The sequence below is a fragment of the Stenotrophomonas sepilia genome (genome assembly GCF_003244875.1).
Taxonomy (GTDB): Bacteria; Pseudomonadota; Gammaproteobacteria; order Xanthomonadales; family Xanthomonadaceae; genus Stenotrophomonas; species Stenotrophomonas sepilia.
Genome location: NZ_LXXZ01000058.1, coordinates 68,169 through 89,533, shown reverse-complemented (window position 1 = coordinate 89,533; position 21,365 = coordinate 68,169). Strand labels below are relative to the sequence as shown.

Sequence of the window (21,365 nt, the reverse complement as noted above, 5' to 3'; positions counted from 1 at the left end):
AAACCGCTGCTATAGTCGATCCGTCATCCAACGCAGGGAGTGCAGGTCATGACCCATCAGCAGCTGTCCCTGGTGCTTGCCACCAGCCTCGGCCTGGCGCTCACCGCCTCGGCCTCCGCGCAGGAACGTACGCCACCGGCCCCGCACTGCATGGACGCGGTCGGCGTCCAGGAAGTGGAGCAGGCTTCATCGCGTTCAATCGCCCTGCGAGCCGCCTCGGGCCAGGCCTATCGGATCGACTTCAGCGAAGAGTGTCCCGGCGTCCGCGGTGCCACCACGCTGAAACTTGAAGCACCCGCCGGCTGGGCCTGCGGTCGCCCCAGCGAGCGTGTGGTGGTCGATGGCCGCAGCTGCGCGATCAGCGCGGTGACCCCCGTGCAGGATCGCGACTACGCCAGCGTTGCCCGCGACAGCGATCGCCTGCGCATGGCCACCCTGCCCGCCCTGACCATCCGCGAGCGCAGGGACATCCGCCGCAGTTTCGGTGGTTCGCCGTCGTACTGCTTTGCCACGCGCAACGTGCGCGCGTGGTCGTCCGACCCGCAGGGCATGCTGGTGGAGACCAATCCGCATCGCAATGGGGGTCACCGCTACTATCGCGTGGAGCTTGGCAGCCACTGCCGCCAGCTCGACCGTGCGCCACAGCTGAGCTTCCACTCCGGCATGCAGAACGGCCTGATCTGTGGCAATCCGGGCGATCGCATCCTCACCGCCGGATTCGAGAATGGTGACCTGCGCAACGACGCGCTGGCGCCGCTGCCGCAGTACACCCGCGGCGGCTGCACGATCCAGGCGGTCTATCCGGCTTCCAGCCAGGCGTCGAACTAACCGTCGACGCCGAGGAACGCAAACGGTGCGCTGGGCACGAAGTGGCCCAGCGCGTCGCCGGAAAAGGTATTGCGCTGGTCCGGACCGAGATCGAGCTTGAGCACCTTGCCGCCGAAATCGACCTTGTTCAGGTCGACCCAGAAGGTGTTCGGTGTCAGTGCCGATTCGAAGAAGTACAACCGCCGCTTGTGGTCGGCCACGGTGCGCCAGCGCGTGGATGAAATATTCGGTTCGCCCGGGGTGGTGATGCCATACGGTACCGAGGCGTTGCGGATCACGCTGAACACACTGGCCAGCGCCACCACCGGGTCTTCCGCCTTGGGAATGGCGTTGATGTAGAACGAGGCGCGCGCGAAACGGTCGGCTGAGCGGTTGGTGCCCGGCAGCATCACCGTGCCGCCGATCTGCTGCCAGTAGCTGTTGAGTGCCAGCTGCTGCTCGAAGATCGGTGAGTTGGTCATCACCTGGTAGCGCCGGTCATGGTGGATCACCTGGCGACCGCCGATGTATTCGACGATGGCGCTGTCGCCACTGGCATCTGACAGAGACAGGTGCAGCGTGGCCTGGCGGTCTTCGCCCGGCACCTTGTCGGTGACGATCGAGTACGGCTCGCGCTGCAGCGCCGCGACCGCCTCGTCTACGGTGGCGAAGTTGTCCAGCACATACTGCGCCCATAGTGAGATGGCCAGGCCCGGCTTGTTGCCGCGCTGCTTCGGATACTCCGATTCGACCAGCCACAGCAGGTTGGCCACCAGGCCTTTCTCGTTCATGCCATCGGTGGTCGATACGTCATAACCGGTGGCCACCACCGAGCCGTAGCGCGCCGTCCAGGCCAGCGACTTCGGCCCGGCCTGGCCGGTGCGCGCGATGCCGCGCGGCAGCACGTAGAGGTTGGTCGCCACATCAACCTTCCAGTCCATGGAGCGAGCGGTGATCACATCACCGTTGTCGCCCAGGTAGACCGCGCGCGTGCAGGCCAGCGCCGGTGCCACTGCGGCAGCCAGCGCGACCGCCAGCAGTGCCCTTTCCTTCCACTTCATCCGTGCCATGTCGTTGCGCTCCTTTCCCCGTGATCCGTGGATATGACCCGATTCAGGGTGACACAGCGGTGAAGCCCGGGCGAACCAGGCGATCGTGCAGCCAGAAACCTGCAAGCATCGCCGGCACGAACCAAAGCGCTTCGCGCGATCCCACCGCCAGCCCGGCGATGGCAGGGCCCGGGCAATAGCCTGCCCAGCCCCAACCCATTCCGAACAATGCCGCGCCCAGCACGAGGCGTACATCGACAGCGCGCGCGGCGGGCAGTTGGAAGCGCGTTGCGCATGACGGCTGCGGGCGCCGCAGCACCCAGCGCTGGCCGACCGCGCTGACCAGCAGTGCCGAGGCCAGCACCCAGGCCAAGGTGGGATCGAAATCGCCGGCGATGTCGAGGAAACCGAGGATGCGGCGCGGATCGGTCATGCCGGCCAGCGCCAGGCCCGCGCCGAACAGCGCCCCTGCCGCGCCGGCGGCCACCATCACGCGGCTCATGCGAAGCCCCCGCCATGACGGATCAGGAATGTGGTCAACATTGCGCAGGCCATGAACACCACCACCGCCAGCAGTGACCGCATTGAGCCGCGGGCCACGCCGCACACCCCATGACCACTGGTGCAGCCGTTGCCCAACCGCGTACCGAATCCGACCAGCAGGCCGGCGCCAACCAGCTGCCACGCCGGCAAGGCGTCACGCAACAGGTCGCGGGGCGGTTGGCCTGGCACGGCCTGCCAGTACAGCACACCCCCGGCAGCGGCAAGCAGGCCGAGCAGGAATGCCCAGCGCCAGCCGCGCTCGCCCGGCGTTGCGCGCACGCTGCCAGCGGCAATGCCGCTGATGCCGGCCACCCGGCCCGTGGTCGCCAGCAACACCACCGCCGCCGCACCGATCAACGCCCCCCCCGCGACGGCGGCCCACGGCACGGTCATGACCTGCCTCCAGTTGTTCCGTTCATTCGCTTGCCTTTTGAATTAGCTTTTTCTAAATTAGCTTCTTCTAAAACAAAAGGTCAACCATGACCCGCATCGAGCTCGACACTGCCGCGATGGCCGGGCATGCCGCCCAGGCCGCGGCGCTGCTCAAAAGCCTGGCCCATCCTGCACGGCTGCGCGTGCTGTGCCGGTTGGTTGAAGGCGAGGCGCCAGTACCGGAACTGCAGGCACTGACCGGGCTCAGCGCATCAGCGCTGTCCCAGCATCTGGCGGTGCTGCGCGGACTTGGCATCGTCGCGACCCGGCGCGAAGCGCAGGCGATCCACTACCGGGTGGTGGAAGGGCCGGCGCTGGGCGTATTGCAGGCGTTGCACGCCGCCTACTGCGGAAATGCAGCGCGCTGAACCTTCCACGCGGGTTCAACCTGCGTGCAGCACCGGTTGCACGACCTGATCGAGCAGATCCACCGGGGTCGGCGCCGACAGGTCACCATGCAACGCGCGGGTGAAACCTGACCAGTCGCTGGAAGACAGTTGCCGCAGCAGCGCCTCCTCCACCGGCAACGCGCGCATCGACCAGTACGGAAACTGGCGCTGGCCGAGGCGGCCACGCGCCAGTTCGATGATGTCGATATGGCTACCGGCCTGCAGGATGCGTTCGTACACCGAATCGATACCATCCGGCGGCCCTTCGATGTACTGCAGGAATCGCCCGCCGTCATGCAGCAGCACACCGGTCACGCCCGCCATCTTGTTGAAACGGGCTGCATCATCGACCAGCGCCCGCAGCCGTTCAGCGGAAAGATCCGGCAGCGCCTGGCTGACGTAGGCGATGGCACGCAGTGGCATGGCGCTTCCTTGACAAGATGTACAGCCACGGTAGCAGCTGCGGACGAGTCCGTCTCAGTGCCCGCGGGTGTTTCCTGAAGAATTCAGGTAGCGGCCGCCGGCAGCGCCTCTACGCGCCTCGGCAACCGGGCTTCGAACACCACCTGACCGGCTTCATTGCGCGCTGCGATATGCCCGCCGTGCGCGCGCACGAACTGATCGACGATATACAGGCCCAACCCCAGGCCATTGCTGGGATGGAAGCTGGCCTTGAACGGCTCGAACAGGCGCGGCAGCAACGCGTCGTCGATCCGTCCCGCGTTGCTCACCCGCAGCAGCACGCTGCGCGGATCACGGCCGTCCACCTCCACCCGCGCCTCACTGCCATGGGTGAGCGCATTGCCGATCAGGTTGGCGGCAACCTGTCCCAGCCGATCCAGATCACCCTGCAGGCGGGTATCGCCCAGCATATCCAGATGCACCCGTGCGTGGCCGTGGGCGCTGCCCGCTTCGGCCACCACCGCACGCGTGACCTCGGCAAGATCACAGGCGCTGGCCTGCAGGCGCAGCCCGCCGCTGCGGATCCGCGAAAAGTCCAGCAGCTGCTCGACCATGCGCGCCATGCGCAGCGTGCTGGCCTCCAGGTGCTTCAGGGTCTGCTGCGCGCCGTCATTGCCCGCAGGAAGCTCCAGCGCCAGCTTGTCGGCACACAGCAGGATCGCCGACAGCGGCGTGCGCAGATCGTGGGTGAGCACCGCCGCCATCGTCTCGTTGAGCTTGAGCGAGCGCTCCAGCGCCTCGTTGCGCGCCTTCAGCAGCTGCCGCTGCTGGTACAGCTCGATGAAGACATTGACCTTGCTCAGGATCACCTGCGGCGCCACCGGCTTGTGCAGGAAGTCGACCGCGCCGGTTTCGTAGCCCTTGAACGCGCGCAGCGGGTCGTCCGGCGAGGCGGTCAGGAAGATGATCGGCACATCCCGGCTGCGGTGTGAACCGCGCATCAGCTCGGCCAGGGTGAAGCCATCGATCTCCGGCATGTGCACGTCCAGCAGGGCAAGCGCCACCTCATGCTCGAGCAGCAGTTCCAGCGCCTGCGCGCCCGAGCCCGCCAGCAGCAGGTTCACGCCTTCGCGCTGCAGCAGCGCCTGCATGGCCACCAGGTTCTGCGGCACGTCATCGACGATCAGCAGGTTGACCGGGGTCTGCGACTGCGCAGGGTCCGGCGGCAACAGGTTCATGCAAACAGCTCCTTCAGGCGACGGCACATCAGTTCGAGGGGCAGCACGGCATCGGCGCCGGCGTGCTGCAGGGCGGAGGCCGGCATCATCGATGCCTCGGCCTCCTCGGGACATTGCAGCCAGGCGCGGCCGCCGGCGGCGCGCACCGCGGCCACCCCTTCACTACCATCGCTGCTGGCACCGGTCAGCAGCAGGGCCAGTACCTGCGCGCCGAACACTGCCGCAGCCGACTCGAACAATGGATCGATGGCCGGGCGGGAAAACAGCACCGGTGCGTCCACCGACAACGCCAGCGAACCGGCGTCTTCCACCAGCAGGTGATAGTCCGGTGGCGCAAAGGTCACCGTGCCAGGCTGCAGCGGCTGCTTGTCTTCGGCCTCGCGCACCGGCAGCGCGCAGTACGGCGCCAGCACGTCGGCGATGCGGCTGCTGCGATCGCGCGGAAGGTGCAGCACGGCCAGCACCGGCGCCGGCAGAGCCGCAGGCAGCGCACCGAGCACCGCCTGCAGGGCCGCGACGCCCCCCGCGGAGGCCCCGATCACCAGCACGGCCGGTCGTGTCGGCAGTGCCATCAGGCAACCTTCCGGTACAGGCGATGCTCCCGCGAGCAGGTCTCGAACGCGCCGTGGTGGCGCCCGAACTGCAGCGACTCCTTGCTGCCCAGGCCAAGGAAGCCGCGATGCACCAGCGCTTCACGGAACAGGCCTACCGCGCGGTCCTGCAGATCGCGGTTGAAATAGATCAGCACATTGCGGCACGACACCAGGTGCACCTCGGAGAACACGGTGTCGGTGGCCAGGCTGTGGTCGGCGAACACCACGTTGCGGCGCAGCTGGCGATCGAACACCGCGCCATCGTAGGCCGTGGCGTAGTAGTCGGACAGCGAGGCGGTGCCACCGGCCGCCAGGTAGTTCCGGCTGAACTGGGCCATCCGGTCGATGCCATAGGCGCCGGCCTCGGCGGTGGCCAGGGCTGCCGGATTGATGTCGGTGGCGTAGACGATGCTGCGCTCCAGCAGGCCTTCCTCGTGCAACAGGATCGCCAGCGACCACACTTCCTCGCCGGTACTGCAACCGGCCACCCACAGCTTCACCGACGGGTAGGTGCGCAGCACCGGCACCACCTGCTCGCGCAGCTCACGGAAATAGGCCGGGTCGCGGAACATCTCCGAGACCTGCACGGTGAAGAACTGCATCGCCTGCGCGAACAGGTCCGGCTCGTGCAGCAGGCGGTGCTGCAGGTCGGCCAGCCGCTCGCACTCATAGCGCTGCATGGCCTGGCGGATCCGCCGGCGCAGCGACGACACCGCATAACTGCGGAAATCGTAGTGGTAGCGCTGGTAAAGCGCTTCCAGCAGCACCTTCAGCTCGAGGTCGAACAGGGCCTGCTCGTTCATTGCCGCGAGCACCAGACCCGGCACAGCGAGACCAGCTTGTCGACGTCGATGGGTTTGGCGATGTAGTCGTTGGCGCCGGCCTGCAGGCAGCGCTCACGGTCGTCCGGCATGGCCTTGGCGGTCAGCGCGATGATCGGCAGGTCCCGCAGGTGGCGCTGCGCGCGGATTTCGCGCATCGCAGCAAGGCCATCCTTCTCCGGCATCATGATGTCCATCAGCACCAGGTCGACCTCGCGCTCGGCCAGCCGATCCACCGCTTCCTGTCCATTGCGCGCGATCTCCAGCGTGACGCCGAGGGGTTCGAGCACGCTGGACAGTGCGAAGATGTTGCGCACGTCGTCCTCGGCCAGCAGCACCGTCCGACCGTCGAGCACGGTGTCGCGACGGCGGGCCTCGCGCAGCAGGCGCTGCTGGTCGCTGGGCAGGTTGGCCTCCACGCTGTGCAGGAACAGGGTCACCTCGTCCAGCAGGCGCTCGGGCGAACGCGCGCCCTTGATGATGATGCTCTTGGAATAGCGGCGCAGTCGCTGCTCTTCCTCGCGGCTGAGTGCGCGGCCGGTATAGACGATCACCGGCGGGAAACCGACATCGTCGTTGCCGGCCATGTGCTCGAGCAGGTCGTAGCCACTGCCGTCGGGCAGCGACAGGTCCATCACCATGCAGTCGAACGTGACCGTACTGAGCTGTTCCAGTGCGCCGGCCAGAGTGCCTACGGCGACGATCTGCAGCTGGTCGCGGCCCAGCAACAGTTCCAGGTTGTGGCGCAGCTCGTTGTCGTCCTCCACGATCAGCAGCCGCCGCATGTCGCGCTGGCTGGTCTGTTCCAGCTGTTCGATGGCCGTCACCAGCCGCTCGCGCGTGGTCGGCTTGATCGCAAAACCGATCGCGCCGAGCTCGCGCGCTACCTGGCTGCGGTCCGTGGCCGAGACCACATGCACGGGGATGTGGCGGGTGTCCGGGTTGCGCTTCAGGCGTTCCAGCACGCTCAGGCCCGACACGTCCGGCAGGCCGATATCGAGCAGGATGCCGTTCGGCCGCAGTTCGCTGGCCAGCGCCAGCGCCTCTTCCGCCGTGCCCGCCACCACGCAGTCGAAGTCCAGTTCATGGGCCAGCGCCACCAGCGCTTCGGCGAACGTGGCATCGTCCTCGACCGCCAGGATCAGGCGCCCGGCACGCTGGCGGCGACCGCGGTCGTCGGCTACGCCGGCCATCGCAGTGACCGGCGCTGCCGCGGTCGCAGCGCGTGCGGGCGCGGCCGGCAGCACGGCCGGCGCCGTCGGCGGCGCAGCCACGGGAACCTCGGCAGCGTCGGCTGCGCTCGCCGCGGGCGCACCCTGCAACGGCAGCTCCAGGATGAAGCAGCTGCCGCGCCCGGGCTCACTGTCGACCTGGATGCCGCCGCCCATGCGCTCGGCCAGATCGCGCGAGATCGACAGGCCCAGGCCGGTGCCGCCGTAGCGACGGCGGGTGCTGCCATCGGCCTGGCGGAACGCTTCGAAGATGACGTCCAGCTGCTCGCGGGCAATGCCGATGCCGGTGTCACAGACCTCGAACCGGATGCGACCGTTGCCGCCGGCACGCACGTGCAGGCTGACCTTGCCATGCTCGGTGAACTTCACCGCGTTGGCCAGCAGGTTCTTCAGGATCTGCTGCAGCCGCTGGCTGTCAACCACCATCTGGGTCGGTGCCAGGGCGTCGGCTTCGATCTGCAGGGCCAGGCCCTTCTGCCGCGCCATCGGCTCGAACGTCTCGCGCAGGCGCTGCAGCGCGCTCTCGACCACCACCACTTCATCGGACAGTTCGACATGACCGGCCTCGATGCGCGACAGGTCGAGGATGTCGTTGATCAGCGCCAGCAGGTCGTTGTTGGACGACAGGATCGCACGCGCGTACTTCACCTGTTCCTCGGTCAGCGTGCCGTCCTTGTTGTCGGCCAGCAGCTTGGCCAGGATCAGCGAGCTGTTCAGCGGCGTGCGCAGCTCATGCGACATGTTGGCCAGGAATTCGGACTTGTAGCGCGAGGTCGCCGCCAGCTCGTTGCTGTTGCGCACCAGCTGGCTCTGCGCAACCAGCAGTGCCTGCTTCTGCGCCTCCAGCTCGTGGGTGCGCTCTTCCAGCTGCACGTTGCTCTGTTCCAGCTCAGCCTGCTGTTCTTCCAGGTGGCTCTGCGACTGCAACAGGCTGCGGCTCTGCTCTTCCAGTTCCTCGTTGGCCACGCGCAGCTCTTCCTGCTGGGCCTGCAGCTCCTCGCCCTGGCGCTGCGACTCTTCCAGCAGCACCACCAGCTGCGCACGCAGCAGCGATGCGCGCAGTGCCATGCCGATGGTGTCGGCGCAGCGCTCAAGCAGCTCGCGATCCAGATCACGCTGTTCACCCGCCCGCGCGCGGCCCAGCTCGATGACACCGACCACCGTACCATCGCTGCTGATTGGCGCCAGGATGCGCTCGCGCACCGGCAGCCGGCCCAGGCTGGTCTGCAGTTCGAGCACGGCAGCGTCTTCGCCGTGCAGGTGGCGGATGCGTTCGTCCCGCGCAACCTGCCCGGCCAGTCCTTCGTGCAGGGCCAGGGAGGCTGGCGTCCCAGTGGGCAGCGCCACGCCACCGGTCAGCTGCAGCCGGCCGCCGTCCAGGCGATAGACCGCACCGACCTCTGCATCCAGCTGCCCGGCCAGGCTTGCTGCTGCCGCCTCGGCGATCTGCTCCGGCCCAAGGTCACCGCGCAGGCTCAGCGCCACCGCGTTCTCGGCCTCCTGCAGCCAAAGCGCGCGCATCGCCTGGCGCCGGGCCTGGATCGCGCGCGAGACGATCAGTGCGATCATCAGGAAGGCGCAGCCACCGACGGTACGGTTGACTAGCGAGAACGACGAATTGTTGCTGGCTGGCGCAACGTTGAAGCCGATCACCAGCAGGACACAGGCGATCATCGCGACCACGAACGGCGCGCGTGCACTGCGCTGGAACACCGTCACGCCGACCGCGAGGAAGTAGGCCAGCCATACCGCATAGCCGAGCGGGACGACCAGTTCCAACACGATGGTCGCGGCCAGCAGCACGGCGGACGTCATCCAGATCCAGCGGTCACGCGTAGTCGCACCAGGACGCATGCAGGTCGGTTCCAGAAGGCAAAGGGTGGAAGATGGTACTCCGTGTCGCATTCAGCCGCACAGGACAAATGGCACGTGTCAGGTGTGCACGCATCCTTCACACTTGAGTGCCTAGCTTCACGTCCCTCACAGGGGTAACACTTATTTACACGTGGACGCAGCCGCCTCTACGACGTCCGTGCTGACGGACCCTTCCCGACAACTGCGACTGCTGATCGACAGCGTGCGCGACCATGCGCTGTACCTGCTTGATCCTGAAGGCATCGTGTGCAGCTGGAACCCGGGCGCCGAACGTATCAAAGGCTATTCAGCCGATGAAGTGGTGGGAACGCACTTCAGCCGCTTCTACCTGGCCGCCGACCGCGAGGCCGGCGAACCGCAGCGCCTGCTTCGCGTCGCAGCGAAGCAGGGGCATGTCGCCAGTGAGGGCTGGCGCGTTCGCCGCGATGGATCGTCGTTCCGCGCCAGCGTGGTCATCGAACCGGTCGTGGAAGCCGGCGAACTGCTCGGCTTCGTCAAGATCACCCGTGACATCACCGAGCAGTGGCAAGCGCAGCGGCTGCTGCGCGATGCCCAGCGTGCGCTGCGCAATACCCAGCAGTTCGAGACGGTTGGCCGGCTCAGCCGCGGCCTCTCACATGAGTTCAACAACCTGCTGACCACCATCGGCAACGCACTTGACCTGCTGTCGCTGCGTGTCAGCAGTGACGATGCACGCGCAGCCGAGCTGCTGGATGCCGCGCAGGCAGCCACCGACCGCGGCGCGCTGCTGACCCGCCAGCTGCTGGCCTTCAGCACCGGCCAGACCCTGATCCGGGAATCGGTGGACATCAATGCGCTGGTACGGCAGTGGCTGCCGGACCTGCAACGCGCCTGCCCGCCCACGGTGGTACTGGAAGCCCATCTCACCCCGGGCCTGCCGCAGGTGAGTACCGATGCGATGCAGCTCCAAACCGCCCTGGCGAACCTGGTGGCCAATGCCGTGGAGGCCACCGCCGATGGCGGCCGCATCCTGATCGGCACCGCGTTGGAACATCGCCTCGATCCGGATGCGGACACCATGCTGCAACGCGGCTATGTCACCCTCAGCGTCTGCGACGAAGGCCACGGCATGGCCGCCGACGTCGCCGAGCGGGCCAGCGAGCCCTTCTTCACCACCAAGGACATCGGCAAGGGCAGCGGCCTGGGCCTGAGCCAGGTGTTCGGATTCACTACCCAGAGCGGCGGCTTCGTCGATGTGTCCACCACGCCCGGTGTCGGCACCACGGTCAGCCTGCTGCTACCCGCAACCGAGGAATTTACCCATGACCGATGACCCGATCCGCGTACTGATGGTGGAGGACCAGAACGATCTGCGCGAGATGATCGGCATGGCCCTGCGCGATTTCGGCATCGAGGTGTCCACCACCGCCGACGGGCATGAAGCGGCTGCGTTGCTGAAGGGCGACGCACGCTTCGACGTGGTGTTCAGCGATGTCAGCATGCCCAACGGCATGTCCGGCATCGAACTCAGCGAGCACGTCGCGCGTGAGCAGCCGCATGCACGCATGATCCTGTCCTCCGGCTATGCGCGTTCGCAGCTGCCGCCGCTTCCGGAGCAGGTGGAGTTCCTGCCCAAGCCCTATCGCCTGCGCCAGCTGGTTGAACTGCTCAGGCAGGACTGAAGGCGTACCGGCCTGCGTGGCCATGCTCAGCGCCGGGCCCGCTGCATGAACAGCAGCGCCGGCGTTGATGCAGCGTCCACCGGCTCGAAGCCGAGGGTCCGGTACAACGCAAGCGCGGCGGCATTGTTCCGATAGACCCGCAAGGTCAGCCGTTCAACGGCATCAGACTGGAACGCCTGCTCGATCAGCGCGTGTACCAACGACCGCCCGAGGCCGCGGCCCCGCGCCTGCGGGGCAACCAGCAGACGGCCCAGATGCATCGTACCCGGCTGGGTGCGCCAGGCCTGGCCGAAACCCACGCGCTGGCCGCTTTCTGCCAGCAGCAGCCTTCCCGGGCGTTCGCGCAGCTGCAATACCTGCTCGAACTGCTCGGGTCGCAGTGGATAGGGCACGCCCGGTCCAGCCCAGCGCAGCGTGCCTGCGGCCGAATCCAGCCACCCGGCGATGAGCGCGTAGTCGTGGGGTTGCACGGGCTGCAGGCGGTGGTCCATGGCGGCCGGATCGCGAGGTGAGGCGCCAGCATATCCGAGTGACCTCGCGGGCAGCGCGCGGACGTGGCGCCGCGAACATGGTGACCCCGGCCCGATTCGAACGGGCGACCTTCCCCTTAGGAGGGGGACGCTCTATCCAGCTGAGCTACGGGGCCATGCAGCCGGGAAGTTTACAGGCAACGTGCCCTGCCCTCCAAGCATTCATGTTCCACCCGGTTCCCCTGGCGCGTTGCACCATGGCCGGTCGGGGCGCTCTGCTACCATCGGCGATTCAGTTCATCGCGTCCCCCACCTGCCCGCGATGGCGCCAAACAACGTAACGAAACACAGGAGTCTGCATGTCTTCCGAGCTGCTCAAGTCCCTTGGCCTGGACGCGATCAACGCTGGCACGTACCTGGGCAACGGGGAGTGGTCGAGCGCGACCAGCGGTGAGCTGATCACCCCAGTCAACCCGACCACTGGCGAGCCGATTGCGCAGGTCCGCGCCACCACTGAGGCCGAGTACGAGACCGTCGTCGCCCGCGCCCAGGAAGCCTTCAAGGTCTGGCGTACCACGCCGGCGCCGCGCCGCGGTGAAGCCGTGCGCCTGTGCGGTGAAGCACTGCGCAGGCACAAGGACGCCCTGGGTTCGCTGGTTGCCCTGGAAATGGGCAAGAGCAAGCCGGAAGGCGATGGCGAGGTGCAGGAGATGATCGACATCGCCGATTTCGCCGTGGGCCAGAGCCGCATGCTGTACGGCTACACCATGCATTCCGAGCGCCCCGGCCACCGCATGTACGAGCAGTACCATCCGCTGGGCCTGGTCGGCATCATCTCGGCCTTCAACTTCCCGGTTGCGGTGTGGAGCTGGAACTCGTTCCTGGCGGCGATCTGTGGCGACGTGTGCATCTGGAAGCCGTCCAACAAGACGCCGCTGACCGCCATCGCCTCGCTGAAGATCTGCAACGACGCCCTGCGCGAAGCGGGCTTCCCGGACATCTTCTTCCTGATCAACGATGCCGGCACCGCGCTGTCGGAAAAGATGGTCGATGACCGCCGCGTGCCGCTGATCAGCTTCACCGGCTCGACCCAGGTCGGCCGCGCCGTCAACGAGAAGGTCGCACGCCGCCTCGGCCGCTGCCTGCTGGAACTGGGCGGCAACAACGCGATCATCCTGGACGAAACCGCCGACCTGAAGCTGGCCGTGCCGGGCATCGTGTTCGGTGCGGTCGGCACTGCCGGCCAGCGTTGCACCACCACCCGCCGCCTGATCGTGCACCGCTCGATCTACGCCGACGTGCTGGCCACCCTGGTCAAGGCCTACAAGCAGGTGGAAGGCAAGATCGGCGACCCGACCGATGCCGCCAACCTGATGGGCCCGCTGAACAGCGAAGGCGCCGTGCAGCAGTTCCTCGATGCCATCGCCCAGGCCAAGGCGGCCGGCGGCACCATCGAGACCGGCGGTACCCGCATCGACCGCGCCGGCAACTTCGTGCTGCCTGCTATCGTCACGGGCCTGAAGAACAGCGACGCCGTGGTCCAGCACGAGACCTTCGCACCGATCCTGTACGTGATGCCGTACGACACCCTCGACGAAGCCATCGACATGCAGAACGGCGTGCCGCAGGGCCTGTCGTCCTCGATCTTCACCCAGAACCTGAAGACCGCCGAGAAGTTCCTGTCGGCCGCCGGCAGCGACTGCGGCATCGCCAACATCAACATCGGCACGTCCGGTGCGGAGATCGGCGGCGCCTTCGGTGGCGAGAAGGACACCGGCGGTGGCCGCGAGTCCGGTTCGGATGCCTGGAAGGTCTACATGCGCCGCCAGACCAACACCATCAACTATTCGGATTCGCTGCCGCTGGCGCAGGGCATCAAGTTCGACCTGTGATGGCAAACGACGCGGACACGTCTGTGGGTCAGAGTCCCTCCGGGGATCTGACCCGTGCCCAGGGTCGGATCCCCGCAGGGGCTCCGATCCTCGATCTCAGCGGCCGCCGCGTGCTCATTGCCGGCGGCAGCAAGGGCATTGGTCGTGAAATGGCACTGGCCTTTGCTGGTGCCGGTGCACAGGTCTCGGTCTGCGCGCGCGGCCAGGCCGGCCTGGAGGCCCTGCGCGCCGATGCACAGGCGCAGGGCACGCCATTGCATGCGTTTTCCACCGATCTGGCCGATCCCGGCCAGATCCAGGCCTGGCTGCAGGCCGCCGCCGATGCCCTCGGCGGCATCGATGTGCTCGTCAACAATGCCACCGGCTACGGCATGGCCGACAATGAGGAGGGCTGGGCCGCCAGCCTGCAGATCGACCTGATGGCGGCCGTGCGTGCCTCGCGCCTGGCCCTGCCCTGGCTGCGTGCGTCCGGCGATGCCTGCATCCTCAATCTGTCGTCGATTGCCGCGCAGCAGCCGCGTCCCGGCGGCGCACCCTACGCCGCTGCCAAGGCCGCGCTTTCGCACTACACCACCTCGCAGGCGCTGGCACTGGCCAAGGACCGGATCCGGGTCAACGCCATCGCACCGGGCTCGATCGAGTTCGATGACGGGCTCTGGGACCGTCGCCGCATCGAGGATCCAGCGCTGTACCACGGCACCCTGGCGAAGATCCCGTTCGGCCGCTTCGGCCATCCGCGCGAGATAGCCGACGCGGCCCTGTTCCTGTGCTCGCCACTGGCGCGCTGGGTTACCGGCAGTGTGCTCAACGTGGATGGCGGTCAGGTGTTGATGGGCTGAATTTGTAAAGCCGAGCCCATGCTCGGCTTGCACGCAAGACGCGGTCGATCCCGCATCAGCCCAAGGGGGCAGCCGAGCATGGGCTCGGCTCTACAGGGCACTGCCCATGGGATTGCCCGGGCAGAGGCACTATCATGTGCACACTGCCAAGGAGGACCCGATGAGCGTGGCACCCCGACAGACAAGCGCCCTGGCCGTGGTCAGCCTGGTCATGGGCATCGCCAGCTGGACCGTCCTGCCCTTCGTGGCCAGTATCGTCGCCATCATCACCGGCCACATGGCCCGCGCCGAGATCCGCCGCCGCCCGCATGAACTGGAAGGCGACGGCCTGGCCGTTACCGGCCTGGTGCTGGGCTGGGTCATGGTCGGCGCCGTACTTGCCGCCATCCTGGTCTTCATCCTGTTCTTCGGCGGCCTGGCATGGCTGGCGGCAGTGTCGAACTGACGCCATGACCGCCTCCGACAGCACTGAACGCTTCAGCAGCCGCGTCGCCGACTACGTCCGCTACCGGCCCGATTATCCGCCCGCCCTGTTGGAGTGGCTGCATGGCCCGATGGGCGTCAGCCGCGAGGCCATGGTCGCCGACATCGGCGCCGGCACCGGTATTTCCAGTCGCCTGTTTCTGGCCAGCGGTCATCCGCTGGTGGCGGTCGAGCCCAACGTTGCCATGCGCGCCGCCGCCGAACAGTGGCTGGCGCCGCAGTATCCGGACTTCTCCGCTGTCGATGGCCGTGCCGAGGCCACCGGCTTGGAGGACGCCAGCATCGATCTGGTCAGCGTCGCGCAGGCCTTCCATTGGTTCGACACCGTGGCGGTGCGCGCCGAGTGGCAGCGCATCCTGCGCCCCGGTGGCCAGGCACTGATCTACTGGAATTCGCGCCTGCTCGATGCCAGCCCGTTCCTGATCGGCTACGAACAGTTGCTGCTGGACTACGGCACCGACTACACCGCTGTGGCCGAGCGCTACCAGGACGATGCCACCATGCAGGCCTGGTTCGGCCCCGGCCTGCGCGGCAGGGTAGAGCTGCCGAACGTGCAGCATCTGGACTTCGACGCCCTGCGCGGGCGCCTGCTGTCCTCCTCCTACGCACCCCAATCCGGTCATCCTCGCCACGCGGCGATGATCGACGCTCTGCAGGACCTGTTCGCCGCCCATGCGGTGGACGGCCAGGTCGCTTTTGAATATCGAACCCGAGCCTTCCTCGGCACGCTGGACTGAACCGACGCATGTATTCGCTTGCCCGCCCCTTCCTGTTCTCGCTCGACGCCGAGCGCGCCCACGGCCTCGGCCTGTCCGCACTGGACCTGGCCTATCGCACCGGCACCACGCCGCTGCTGGCCGCACGCATCGCGCCGATGCCCAGCACGGTGTTCGGGCTGACCTTCCCCAATCCGGTCGGCCTGGCCGCCGGCCTGGACAAGAATGGCGAGCACATCGATGCACTGTTCGCGCTCGGCTTCGGCTTCGTCGAAATCGGCACCATCACCCCGCGCCCGCAGGCCGGCAATCCGCAACCGCGCCTGTTCCGCCTGCCGGAACACAACGCGATCATCAACCGCATGGGCTTCAACAATGCGGGCGTGGACGCGCTGGTGCGCAACGTCGAGCGCGCGCGCAACCGCCGCGGCCTGCTCGGCATCAACATCGGCAAGAACAAGGACACCCCCAACGAACAGGCCGTGGACGATTACATCGCCTGCCTGGACAAGGTCTACCCGCTGGCCGATTACATCACCGTCAACATCTCCTCGCCCAACACCGCCGGCCTGCGTGAGCTGCAGGAAGAGACCGCGCTGCGCCAGCTGGTCAGCCAGCTGCGCGACCGCCAGGAAGACCTTGCTGCCCGCCACGGCCGACGCGTGCCGATGCTGGTGAAGGTGGCGCCGGACCTCAGCGAACGCGATATCGACGCCGCCGCCCGCGTGCTGGGCGAACTGCAGGTGGACGGCGTGATCGCCACCAACACCACCATCGACCACAGCAAGGTGGCCGGCGACCCGCTGGCCAATGAGGCTGGCGGCCTGTCCGGTGCACCGGTGCTGGAGCAGTCCACGCTGGTGCTGCGCCGCCTGCGCGCGCGCCTGCCCGAATCGGTGCCGCTGGTCGGTGTCGGCGGCATCCTGTCCGGCGCCGATGCGGTAGCCAAGATGGCGGCCGGTGCCGCACTGGTGCAGTGCTACAGCGGCCTGATCTTCCGTGGACCGGCGCTGGTTTCCGAATGCGTGGAGGCGATCCGTCGCCGCCGTGAAGCGCCGAGCCGCGGCGCGGTGGCCCCACTGTGAGCGCGCCCATGGATACCATCGACGGCAACGCCCCGCTGCGCTGGACGCTCACCCGCAATGCGCCGCTGCAGGCGCTGAATACCTTCCATGTGCAGGCCAGCGCCGCGCAGCTGCTGGAACTGCACGATGCCGCGCTGCTGCCGGACGTGCTGGCATTGCCCGAGGTGGCCAGCGGCCCGCTGCTGGTGCTGGGCAGCGGCAGCAACGTTCTGATCGCCGAGGACCTGCCCGGCACCGTGCTGGTGTTCGGCAACCGTGACATCAGTTTCCTTGAACACCGCGCCGACCATGCGGTGATCCGTGCCGGTGCCGGCGTGCCGTGGCATGGACTGGTGATGTGGTCGCTGCAGGAAGGTCTGTCTGGCCTCGAAAACCTGGCCCTGATTCCCGGCACCGCTGGTGCCGCGCCGATCCAGAACATCGGTGCCTATGGCGCGCAGGTCGGCGAGTTCATCCAGGCGGTCGAAGCGTGGGACTGCCAGGAGCAGGCCTGGGTGCGGCTGGACAACGAACAGTGTGGCTTCGCCTACCGCGACAGCGTGTTCAAGCAGCAACCCGATCGCTATCTGATCACCGCCATCGAACTAAAGCTGCCACTGCTGCATGATCTGCGCATGGACTACGCCGGCATCCGCGAGGAATTGCAGGCACAGGGCGTGGAGCTGCCGAGCGCAGTGGACGTGGCCAATGCCGTGATCGCGATCCGCCGCCGCAAGCTGCCCGACCCGGATGTACTGGGCAACGCCGGCAGCTTCTTCAAGAACCCGGTACTGCCGCTGGAACAGGTCGACGTGCTGCTGCAGCATTTCCCCGACCTGCCGGTGTTCCCGGCCGAGCAGGACGACAAGCGCAAGGTCTCCGCTGCCTGGATGATCGAATCCTGCGGCTGGAAGGGCTTCCGCGAAGGTGATGCCGGCGTGGCGCCAAGCCACGCGCTGGTGCTGGTCAACCACGGCAATGCCAGCGGTGCTGAGCTGCTGGCGCTGGCGCGCCGCATTTCGGCCTCGGTGCTGGAGAAGTTCGGCGTGCCGATCGAACCGGAGCCCCGCCTGCTCGGCGCACAGTGGTGAACACCCCCGCCCTTTCCCCAAGCGCCCCGATGCGGGCGGCGCTGCTGATGCTTGGCAGCACGATGGCATTCGGCCTGATGGCGGTCGCGATCCGCTACGCCACCCGGTACGTGCCAACCCAGGAAGTGGCGTTCTTCCGCAATGCCTTCGGCTTGCTGGCGTTGCTGCCGATGCTGCTGCGGCCGGGCCGTGCTCCGCTGAAGACGCAACAGCTGCCGCGCTATTTCGTGCGCAGTGCGATTGGCCTGGGCTCGATGCTGTGCGCGTTCTGGGCACTGGGCCACCTGCCGTTGGCGCAGGCGGTGTCGCTGTCGTACTCCACGCCGCTGTTCGTCACGATTGCCGCCGTGCTGTGGCTGGGTGAAACCGTGCGCGTGCGCCGCTGGGCCGCAGTCGTGGTCGGCTTCATCGGTGTGCTGGTGATCGTGCGACCCGGTACCGCCGGCTTCACCGCGGGCAGCCTGGTCGCCGTGGCCGCGGCGGTGCTCAGTTCGCTGGTGGCGATCCAGATCAAGCAGCTGACCCGCGTCGACAGCGCCGATACCGTGGTGCTCTACACCTACGTGTTCTGGGTGCCGCTGTCGCTGGTTCCGGCGCTGTTCGTCTGGGTCTGGCCGAGCGGCACGGCCTGGCTGTGGCTGCTGGCCACCGGCGTGCTCGGCACCATCGGCCAGCTGTTGTGGACGCGGGCGCTGCGCCTGGGTGAAGTCTCGGCGCTGACCCCGATCAGCTTCCTGCAGCTGCCGCTGGTAACGCTGTTCGGCTGGCTGCTGTTCAATGAAAGCGTGGACCGCTGGACGATCATCGGCGCCGGCATCATCCTCGCCGCCAACGCCTACATTGCCCACCGCGAGGCCGTACTTTCGCGCCGCGCCGCCAGCGCAGCCGCCTCGTCAGCGGCGAAGCCCGCCGAGTAAATCCGCGCCACGCGTGGATGACGCTGCACTCCTCTGTAGAGCCGAGCCTACGCTCGGCTGCTCTTCGCGCCTCCACCGTTGACTGAGCGCGCAGGGTTCATTCACGCATGGCGTGGATCTACAGCGCGCGATACACCCGCTCGGCCGCGTCGAACACATTGCCCGGGGCGAACTGTTCGCTGAGGAAATGCAGCGACTGCCGGCGCAGCTGCGGCGACCGGTCCTCTCCATCGCTGCCCAGCAGGACCTGCTGGAACTCGATCAGGTCCTGCAGGATGCGCCAGTGACGGTACCAGGCGATCCAGCGAGGGTCGCCGCGGTCACTGCCATAGCCCTCCTCGAATCCCACCGGGTTCTCGCGGCCCCAGCGCCCGCCGACAGCGCCACCGATGAACATCAGGTCGCGCTCGCGCGGTGCCAGCGACAGGCCATCCCAGTCGATCAGGTGCAGGCCGCCGTCATTGCCCATCAGCAGATTGCCGGCATGAAGGTCGGTGTGGCACAGGTGCAGCCGCACCGGCACATCCTGCAACGCCGCGTGCAGCTGCAGTGCCTGCGCGTGCAGCGCCGCGATGCGCGCGTGCTGCTGGTCCCAGACGGAGACGAAGGCACGGCCCAGCCCATCCTTGGCAGCCGCCAGGCCTTCGCCGGCCAGCCACTGCCCGACGGTCTCCAGCGCTGCGGTTTCCATCCGGATGCTTGGCAGCGCTTCCTGCAGCGCCGGTGGCGGGCACGCCTCGTGCAGGCGCCGCAGCACCTCGCCCAACCGTTGCCATTGCGTGCGGCTCAATGCCGCCTCGAAACCGGACTGGCCTTCCACATACGGGAACAGGGTGAACTGCAGGCCCCAGCGCTGCACCGATGCCCCGCCGGTCAGCGCCGGCCAGGGCGCAACGATTTCCTCGACACCCAGCGTGCCGCGCAGCCAATGCAGGGTGTCCCAGACGGCTGGGGCCACCTGGTAGCTGCGGCATTTCAACCACCACTGCCCGCGCCGTGCATCGATGCGATACACGCTGGCGTTGGCATCGGCGCCAACCGGGCGTGGCACCACAGCGGTCGCGGTGATGCCATAGGACTGCTGGAGGACTTCGCCGAGATGCTGCGCCGAAGCGGATGACATGGATGCAAGCGGAAAGTGTTATCTGCGACAACTATCGCAGATGTGCCCGCCACGACACAGACATGTCCGTCACAACATCGTGCCCGCGCGACCAATGTGCTAGCCGGCGACGCGACGCATCACCGCTTCCAATGGCCCCCGCGTGAACCGCCACGACCACAGCCACGCTGCGCCCGTGACCAGCATCAGGAACAACAGCGCCCACAGCAGCACGGTCGGTAACGACGCGCTGCCATCGAGCAGCCCCAACCATTCCAGCGTACCCATGCCCAGCAGGATGTGGCCGACGTAGAGGGTCAGGGTCATTCGCCCTGCTGCAGTCAGCGGTTCCAGCCAATCCCCCGGATAACGGCGGCTGATCCAGAGGCACGCGGCAATCGCGCTGCAGGCTGCCCCCGCACCGGTCAACACGTAGGCCGGTCCCGGCGGCATCGGCTGCGTTCCCAGCCACGGCTGCCAGGGCGTTCCCTGCGCAAGGTGCTGCACGGCCTGGCCTGCGCCGATCAGCAGCAGGCCCACCAGCAGCAACGCACGCTGCACCCGCGGTTGTGACAACGGCAGGCGCGCCAGCAGCATGCCCAGCAGGAAGAAGCACATCCAGGGCAGCAAGGGATGGAAGCCGTTGAACAACAGGTTGCGCGCAACACCCGGCCATTGCCAGAGACCGGCATACTCCAGCGTCTGCCAGTTCCAGCCCTGGCTGTAATTCCAGTGCAGCAGTGCCCAGGACGACCCGGCCGCGAGGCCGGCGATGCTGGCCAGCAGCACCCGTGGCGACGCACGCAGCCACAGCACCGCCAGCGCGAAATACACCGCGTAGTAGTGCAGGATGTCGGCCGGGAACAGGGTCAGGTTGAGCAGGCCCAGCACCAGCAGGAACAGCGCGCGCCGCCAGGTCTGCGCGCCGGCCGGCATCCAGCCAAGGCGCTGCGTGGCCAGTACCAGGCCAAGTCCGGCCAGGGTGACGAAGGTCGCAGAGGCCTTGCCTTCCAGCAGATGGAAGAAGCCGGCCAGCCAACTCGCACCCTCTGCCGGCACGGCCATCGCCAGGCGGAAATTGACCAGCACCATGCCTGCCAGCGCCAGATACCGTGCCAGATCAAGGCCGTGCAATCGCCGCTCAACCGCGCTCATGCGCGTGCACCGAGCAGCAGCGCGAGCAGGCCTGGGTCCAACGGAGCCTCATCGGTGCCACCGGCTTCGCCCAGCCCCCGGCGCAGCGCATCGCTTTCGATGGCATCCAGCAGCACCTGCGCCTGCAGTGCCGGGGCCAGTACGGGACGCCGACGTTCACGCTGTGCCACCTGCTGCAGGGCTTCGGCCAGCACAGCCTGCAATTGCCTGCGATTGGCCGCAAATGCCTCGGCCACGGCCCGATTGCGTGCGCTCTCGGCCAGCACTTCGACGGCGAGCGTCGCCCATTCCGGCTGGCTGCACAGTGCGTGGAAGTCCTGCAGGAACGCCAGCACCTGCGTGCGATCACCGTCGGCCGCGGCCAGTCGCTGCAGCAACGGCGCCACTTCTTCGCCCTCGGCCACGGCCACTGCAAGGATGATCGCTTCCTTGCCGGGGAAGTGATTGTAGAGATTGCCCAGGCTGACGCCGGCCGCCTGCGCGATGTCACGCATGCTGGTCTGGTGGAATCCCTTGGCGAGGAAGCACTGCAGGGCGGCCTGCAGGATCTGCTCGATGCGTTGCGCGTTGCGGTCGGCTCGGTTCATGGCGCCAATAGTGAACGAACGTTCG

22 protein-coding genes, 1 tRNA gene and 1 pseudogene are annotated in these 21,365 nt (G+C 67.4%); 11 read left to right on the top strand and 13 right to left on the bottom strand.

What is annotated here, in order from left to right; genetic code table 11:
* The first annotated feature begins 48 nt into the window (after positions 1-48).
* Positions 49-828 carry a DUF6491 family protein gene (locus tag A7X97_RS11800; protein ID WP_005416318.1) on the top strand — a complete coding sequence of 260 codons (780 nt, stop codon included), beginning with the start codon at positions 49-51 and terminating at the stop codon, positions 826-828.
* Here A7X97_RS11800 and A7X97_RS11795 read toward each other — a convergent pair.
* The 3 genes and pseudogenes from A7X97_RS11795 to A7X97_RS11785 all read right to left on the bottom strand — a co-directional run.
* Positions 825-1,877, bottom strand: a complete 1,053-nt coding sequence (locus A7X97_RS11795) for a linear amide C-N hydrolase (protein ID WP_049413806.1) — start codon at positions 1,875-1,877, stop codon at positions 825-827. The two genes, A7X97_RS11800 and A7X97_RS11795, sit on opposite strands and share 4 nt — an antisense overlap.
* Positions 1,878-1,920: 43 nt before the next feature.
* Entirely contained in the window at positions 1,921-2,358 is a 438-nt protein-coding gene (locus A7X97_RS11790) for a DUF6691 family protein (RefSeq protein ID WP_088497312.1), read from the bottom strand.
* Positions 2,355-2,804: pseudogene (locus A7X97_RS11785) on the bottom strand (YeeE/YedE family protein); the annotation flags it as partial. The pseudogene A7X97_RS11785 and the gene A7X97_RS11790, both read right to left, overlap by 4 nt.
* A gap of 74 nt (positions 2,805-2,878) precedes the next feature.
* Here A7X97_RS11785 and A7X97_RS11780 point away from each other — a divergent pair.
* Positions 2,879-3,199, top strand: coding sequence for an ArsR/SmtB family transcription factor (locus A7X97_RS11780; RefSeq protein WP_088497310.1), 321 nt, complete (start codon positions 2,879-2,881; stop codon positions 3,197-3,199).
* Between the two features lie 15 nt (positions 3,200-3,214).
* Here the strand turns inward: A7X97_RS11780 and A7X97_RS11775 are convergent, their stop codons facing one another.
* From A7X97_RS11775 to A7X97_RS11755, 5 genes are all read right to left on the bottom strand, one after another.
* Complete coding sequence (locus A7X97_RS11775; protein WP_005416313.1) at positions 3,215-3,643, bottom strand: BLUF domain-containing protein; 429 nt, start codon at positions 3,641-3,643, stop codon at positions 3,215-3,217.
* An 83-nt stretch (positions 3,644-3,726) separates the two neighbouring features.
* Complete coding sequence (locus A7X97_RS11770) at positions 3,727-4,860, bottom strand: hybrid sensor histidine kinase/response regulator (protein WP_072169055.1); 1,134 nt, start codon at positions 4,858-4,860, stop codon at positions 3,727-3,729.
* Positions 4,857-5,432 carry a chemotaxis protein CheB gene (locus tag A7X97_RS11765; RefSeq protein ID WP_088497309.1) on the bottom strand — a complete coding sequence of 192 codons (576 nt, stop codon included), beginning with the start codon at positions 5,430-5,432 and terminating at the stop codon, positions 4,857-4,859. Before A7X97_RS11765 ends, A7X97_RS11770 begins: the two co-directional genes overlap by 4 nt.
* Positions 5,432-6,256, bottom strand: coding sequence for a CheR family methyltransferase (locus tag A7X97_RS11760; protein ID WP_005416310.1), 825 nt, complete (start codon positions 6,254-6,256; stop codon positions 5,432-5,434). Before A7X97_RS11760 ends, A7X97_RS11765 begins: the two co-directional genes overlap by 1 nt.
* Positions 6,253-9,360: a response regulator gene (locus A7X97_RS11755; RefSeq protein WP_088497308.1), complete on the bottom strand. Its 3,108-nt coding sequence runs from the start codon at positions 9,358-9,360 to the stop codon at positions 6,253-6,255. The genes A7X97_RS11760 and A7X97_RS11755 overlap by 4 nt, the downstream gene beginning before the upstream one ends.
* A 151-nt stretch (positions 9,361-9,511) precedes the next feature.
* Between A7X97_RS11755 and A7X97_RS11750 the strand changes: the two genes are divergently transcribed.
* Both A7X97_RS11750 and A7X97_RS11745 read left to right on the top strand, forming a co-directional pair.
* Positions 9,512-10,675 carry a two-component system sensor histidine kinase NtrB gene (locus tag A7X97_RS11750; RefSeq protein WP_409349635.1) on the top strand — a complete coding sequence of 388 codons (1,164 nt, stop codon included), beginning with the start codon at positions 9,512-9,514 and terminating at the stop codon, positions 10,673-10,675.
* The gene (locus tag A7X97_RS11745; RefSeq protein ID WP_069139920.1) at positions 10,665-11,024 is read left to right on the top strand and encodes a response regulator; all 360 of its coding nucleotides are present in this window, start codon (positions 10,665-10,667) and stop codon (positions 11,022-11,024) included. Before A7X97_RS11750 ends, A7X97_RS11745 begins: the two co-directional genes overlap by 11 nt.
* A 26-nt stretch (positions 11,025-11,050) precedes the next feature.
* Here A7X97_RS11745 and A7X97_RS11740 read toward each other — a convergent pair whose 3' ends face one another.
* Together A7X97_RS11740 and A7X97_RS11735 are read right to left on the bottom strand one after the other, a co-directional pair.
* Positions 11,051-11,515 (bottom strand): GNAT family N-acetyltransferase, encoded by a 465-nt coding sequence (locus tag A7X97_RS11740; RefSeq protein ID WP_088497306.1) that lies wholly within the window; start codon positions 11,513-11,515, stop codon positions 11,051-11,053.
* Between the two features lie 78 nt (positions 11,516-11,593).
* A tRNA-Arg gene (locus tag A7X97_RS11735) sits at positions 11,594-11,670 on the bottom strand.
* Positions 11,671-11,853: 183 nt separating this feature from the next.
* On the opposite strand from A7X97_RS11735, the gene amaB reads away from it, so the two are divergent.
* From amaB to A7X97_RS11700, 7 genes are all read left to right on the top strand, one after another.
* On the top strand, positions 11,854-13,386 hold the full coding sequence (gene amaB / locus A7X97_RS11730; RefSeq protein WP_111007963.1) for an L-piperidine-6-carboxylate dehydrogenase: 1,533 nt from the start codon (positions 11,854-11,856) through the stop codon (positions 13,384-13,386).
* Complete coding sequence (locus tag A7X97_RS11725; protein ID WP_072168929.1) at positions 13,386-14,225, top strand: SDR family NAD(P)-dependent oxidoreductase; 840 nt, start codon at positions 13,386-13,388, stop codon at positions 14,223-14,225. Before amaB ends, A7X97_RS11725 begins: the two co-directional genes overlap by 1 nt.
* A gap of 160 nt (positions 14,226-14,385) precedes the next feature.
* On the top strand, positions 14,386-14,670 hold the full coding sequence (locus A7X97_RS11720) for a DUF4190 domain-containing protein (protein WP_005413144.1): 285 nt from the start codon (positions 14,386-14,388) through the stop codon (positions 14,668-14,670).
* A 4-nt stretch (positions 14,671-14,674) separates the two neighbouring features.
* On the top strand, positions 14,675-15,445 hold the full coding sequence (locus tag A7X97_RS11715; RefSeq protein WP_088497304.1) for a class I SAM-dependent methyltransferase: 771 nt from the start codon (positions 14,675-14,677) through the stop codon (positions 15,443-15,445).
* A gap of 8 nt (positions 15,446-15,453) precedes the next feature.
* Positions 15,454-16,509, top strand: a complete 1,056-nt coding sequence (locus A7X97_RS11710) for a quinone-dependent dihydroorotate dehydrogenase (RefSeq protein WP_061477858.1) — start codon at positions 15,454-15,456, stop codon at positions 16,507-16,509.
* 8 nt (positions 16,510-16,517) lie between these two features.
* Complete coding sequence (gene murB, locus A7X97_RS11705) at positions 16,518-17,579, top strand: UDP-N-acetylmuramate dehydrogenase (protein WP_005416296.1); 1,062 nt, start codon at positions 16,518-16,520, stop codon at positions 17,577-17,579.
* 29 nt (positions 17,580-17,608) lie between these two features.
* Complete coding sequence (locus A7X97_RS11700; protein ID WP_088497303.1) at positions 17,609-18,496, top strand: DMT family transporter; 888 nt, start codon at positions 17,609-17,611, stop codon at positions 18,494-18,496.
* Positions 18,497-18,614: 118 nt separating this feature from the next.
* Here A7X97_RS11700 and A7X97_RS11695 read toward each other — a convergent pair whose 3' ends face one another.
* The 3 genes from A7X97_RS11695 to A7X97_RS11685 form a co-directional block, all read right to left on the bottom strand.
* Positions 18,615-19,619 carry an aminoglycoside phosphotransferase family protein gene (locus A7X97_RS11695; protein ID WP_111007962.1) on the bottom strand — a complete coding sequence of 335 codons (1,005 nt, stop codon included), beginning with the start codon at positions 19,617-19,619 and terminating at the stop codon, positions 18,615-18,617.
* A gap of 99 nt (positions 19,620-19,718) precedes the next feature.
* Positions 19,719-20,753, bottom strand: a complete 1,035-nt coding sequence (locus A7X97_RS11690) for a heparan-alpha-glucosaminide N-acetyltransferase domain-containing protein (RefSeq protein WP_111007961.1) — start codon at positions 20,751-20,753, stop codon at positions 19,719-19,721.
* Positions 20,750-21,340, bottom strand: a complete 591-nt coding sequence (locus A7X97_RS11685) for a TetR/AcrR family transcriptional regulator (RefSeq protein ID WP_072168972.1) — start codon at positions 21,338-21,340, stop codon at positions 20,750-20,752. The genes A7X97_RS11690 and A7X97_RS11685 overlap by 4 nt, the downstream gene beginning before the upstream one ends.
* Between the last annotated feature and the right edge of the window lie 25 nt (positions 21,341-21,365).

Coding starts and splice junctions, on each gene's coding strand:
- A7X97_RS11800 (WP_005416318.1), top strand. CDS start 49: ATGACCCATCAGCAGCTGTCCCTGGTGCTTGCCACCAGCCTCGGCCTG.
- A7X97_RS11795 (WP_049413806.1), bottom strand. CDS start 1,877: ATGGCACGGATGAAGTGGAAGGAAAGGGCACTGCTGGCGGTCGCGCTG.
- A7X97_RS11790 (WP_088497312.1), bottom strand. CDS start 2,358: ATGAGCCGCGTGATGGTGGCCGCCGGCGCGGCAGGGGCGCTGTTCGGC.
- A7X97_RS11780 (WP_088497310.1), top strand. CDS start 2,879: ATGACCCGCATCGAGCTCGACACTGCCGCGATGGCCGGGCATGCCGCC.
- A7X97_RS11775 (WP_005416313.1), bottom strand. CDS start 3,643: ATGCCACTGCGTGCCATCGCCTACGTCAGCCAGGCGCTGCCGGATCTT.
- A7X97_RS11770 (WP_072169055.1), bottom strand. CDS start 4,860: ATGAACCTGTTGCCGCCGGACCCTGCGCAGTCGCAGACCCCGGTCAAC.
- A7X97_RS11765 (WP_088497309.1), bottom strand. CDS start 5,432: ATGGCACTGCCGACACGACCGGCCGTGCTGGTGATCGGGGCCTCCGCG.
- A7X97_RS11760 (WP_005416310.1), bottom strand. CDS start 6,256: ATGAACGAGCAGGCCCTGTTCGACCTCGAGCTGAAGGTGCTGCTGGAA.
- A7X97_RS11755 (WP_088497308.1), bottom strand. CDS start 9,360: ATGCGTCCTGGTGCGACTACGCGTGACCGCTGGATCTGGATGACGTCC.
- A7X97_RS11745 (WP_069139920.1), top strand. CDS start 10,665: ATGACCGATGACCCGATCCGCGTACTGATGGTGGAGGACCAGAACGAT.
- A7X97_RS11740 (WP_088497306.1), bottom strand. CDS start 11,515: ATGGACCACCGCCTGCAGCCCGTGCAACCCCACGACTACGCGCTCATC.
- amaB (WP_111007963.1), top strand. CDS start 11,854: ATGTCTTCCGAGCTGCTCAAGTCCCTTGGCCTGGACGCGATCAACGCT.
- A7X97_RS11725 (WP_072168929.1), top strand. CDS start 13,386: ATGGCAAACGACGCGGACACGTCTGTGGGTCAGAGTCCCTCCGGGGAT.
- A7X97_RS11720 (WP_005413144.1), top strand. CDS start 14,386: ATGAGCGTGGCACCCCGACAGACAAGCGCCCTGGCCGTGGTCAGCCTG.
- A7X97_RS11715 (WP_088497304.1), top strand. CDS start 14,675: ATGACCGCCTCCGACAGCACTGAACGCTTCAGCAGCCGCGTCGCCGAC.
- A7X97_RS11710 (WP_061477858.1), top strand. CDS start 15,454: ATGTATTCGCTTGCCCGCCCCTTCCTGTTCTCGCTCGACGCCGAGCGC.
- murB (WP_005416296.1), top strand. CDS start 16,518: ATGGATACCATCGACGGCAACGCCCCGCTGCGCTGGACGCTCACCCGC.
- A7X97_RS11700 (WP_088497303.1), top strand. CDS start 17,609: ATGCGGGCGGCGCTGCTGATGCTTGGCAGCACGATGGCATTCGGCCTG.
- A7X97_RS11695 (WP_111007962.1), bottom strand. CDS start 19,619: ATGTCATCCGCTTCGGCGCAGCATCTCGGCGAAGTCCTCCAGCAGTCC.
- A7X97_RS11690 (WP_111007961.1), bottom strand. CDS start 20,753: ATGAGCGCGGTTGAGCGGCGATTGCACGGCCTTGATCTGGCACGGTAT.
- A7X97_RS11685 (WP_072168972.1), bottom strand. CDS start 21,340: ATGAACCGAGCCGACCGCAACGCGCAACGCATCGAGCAGATCCTGCAG.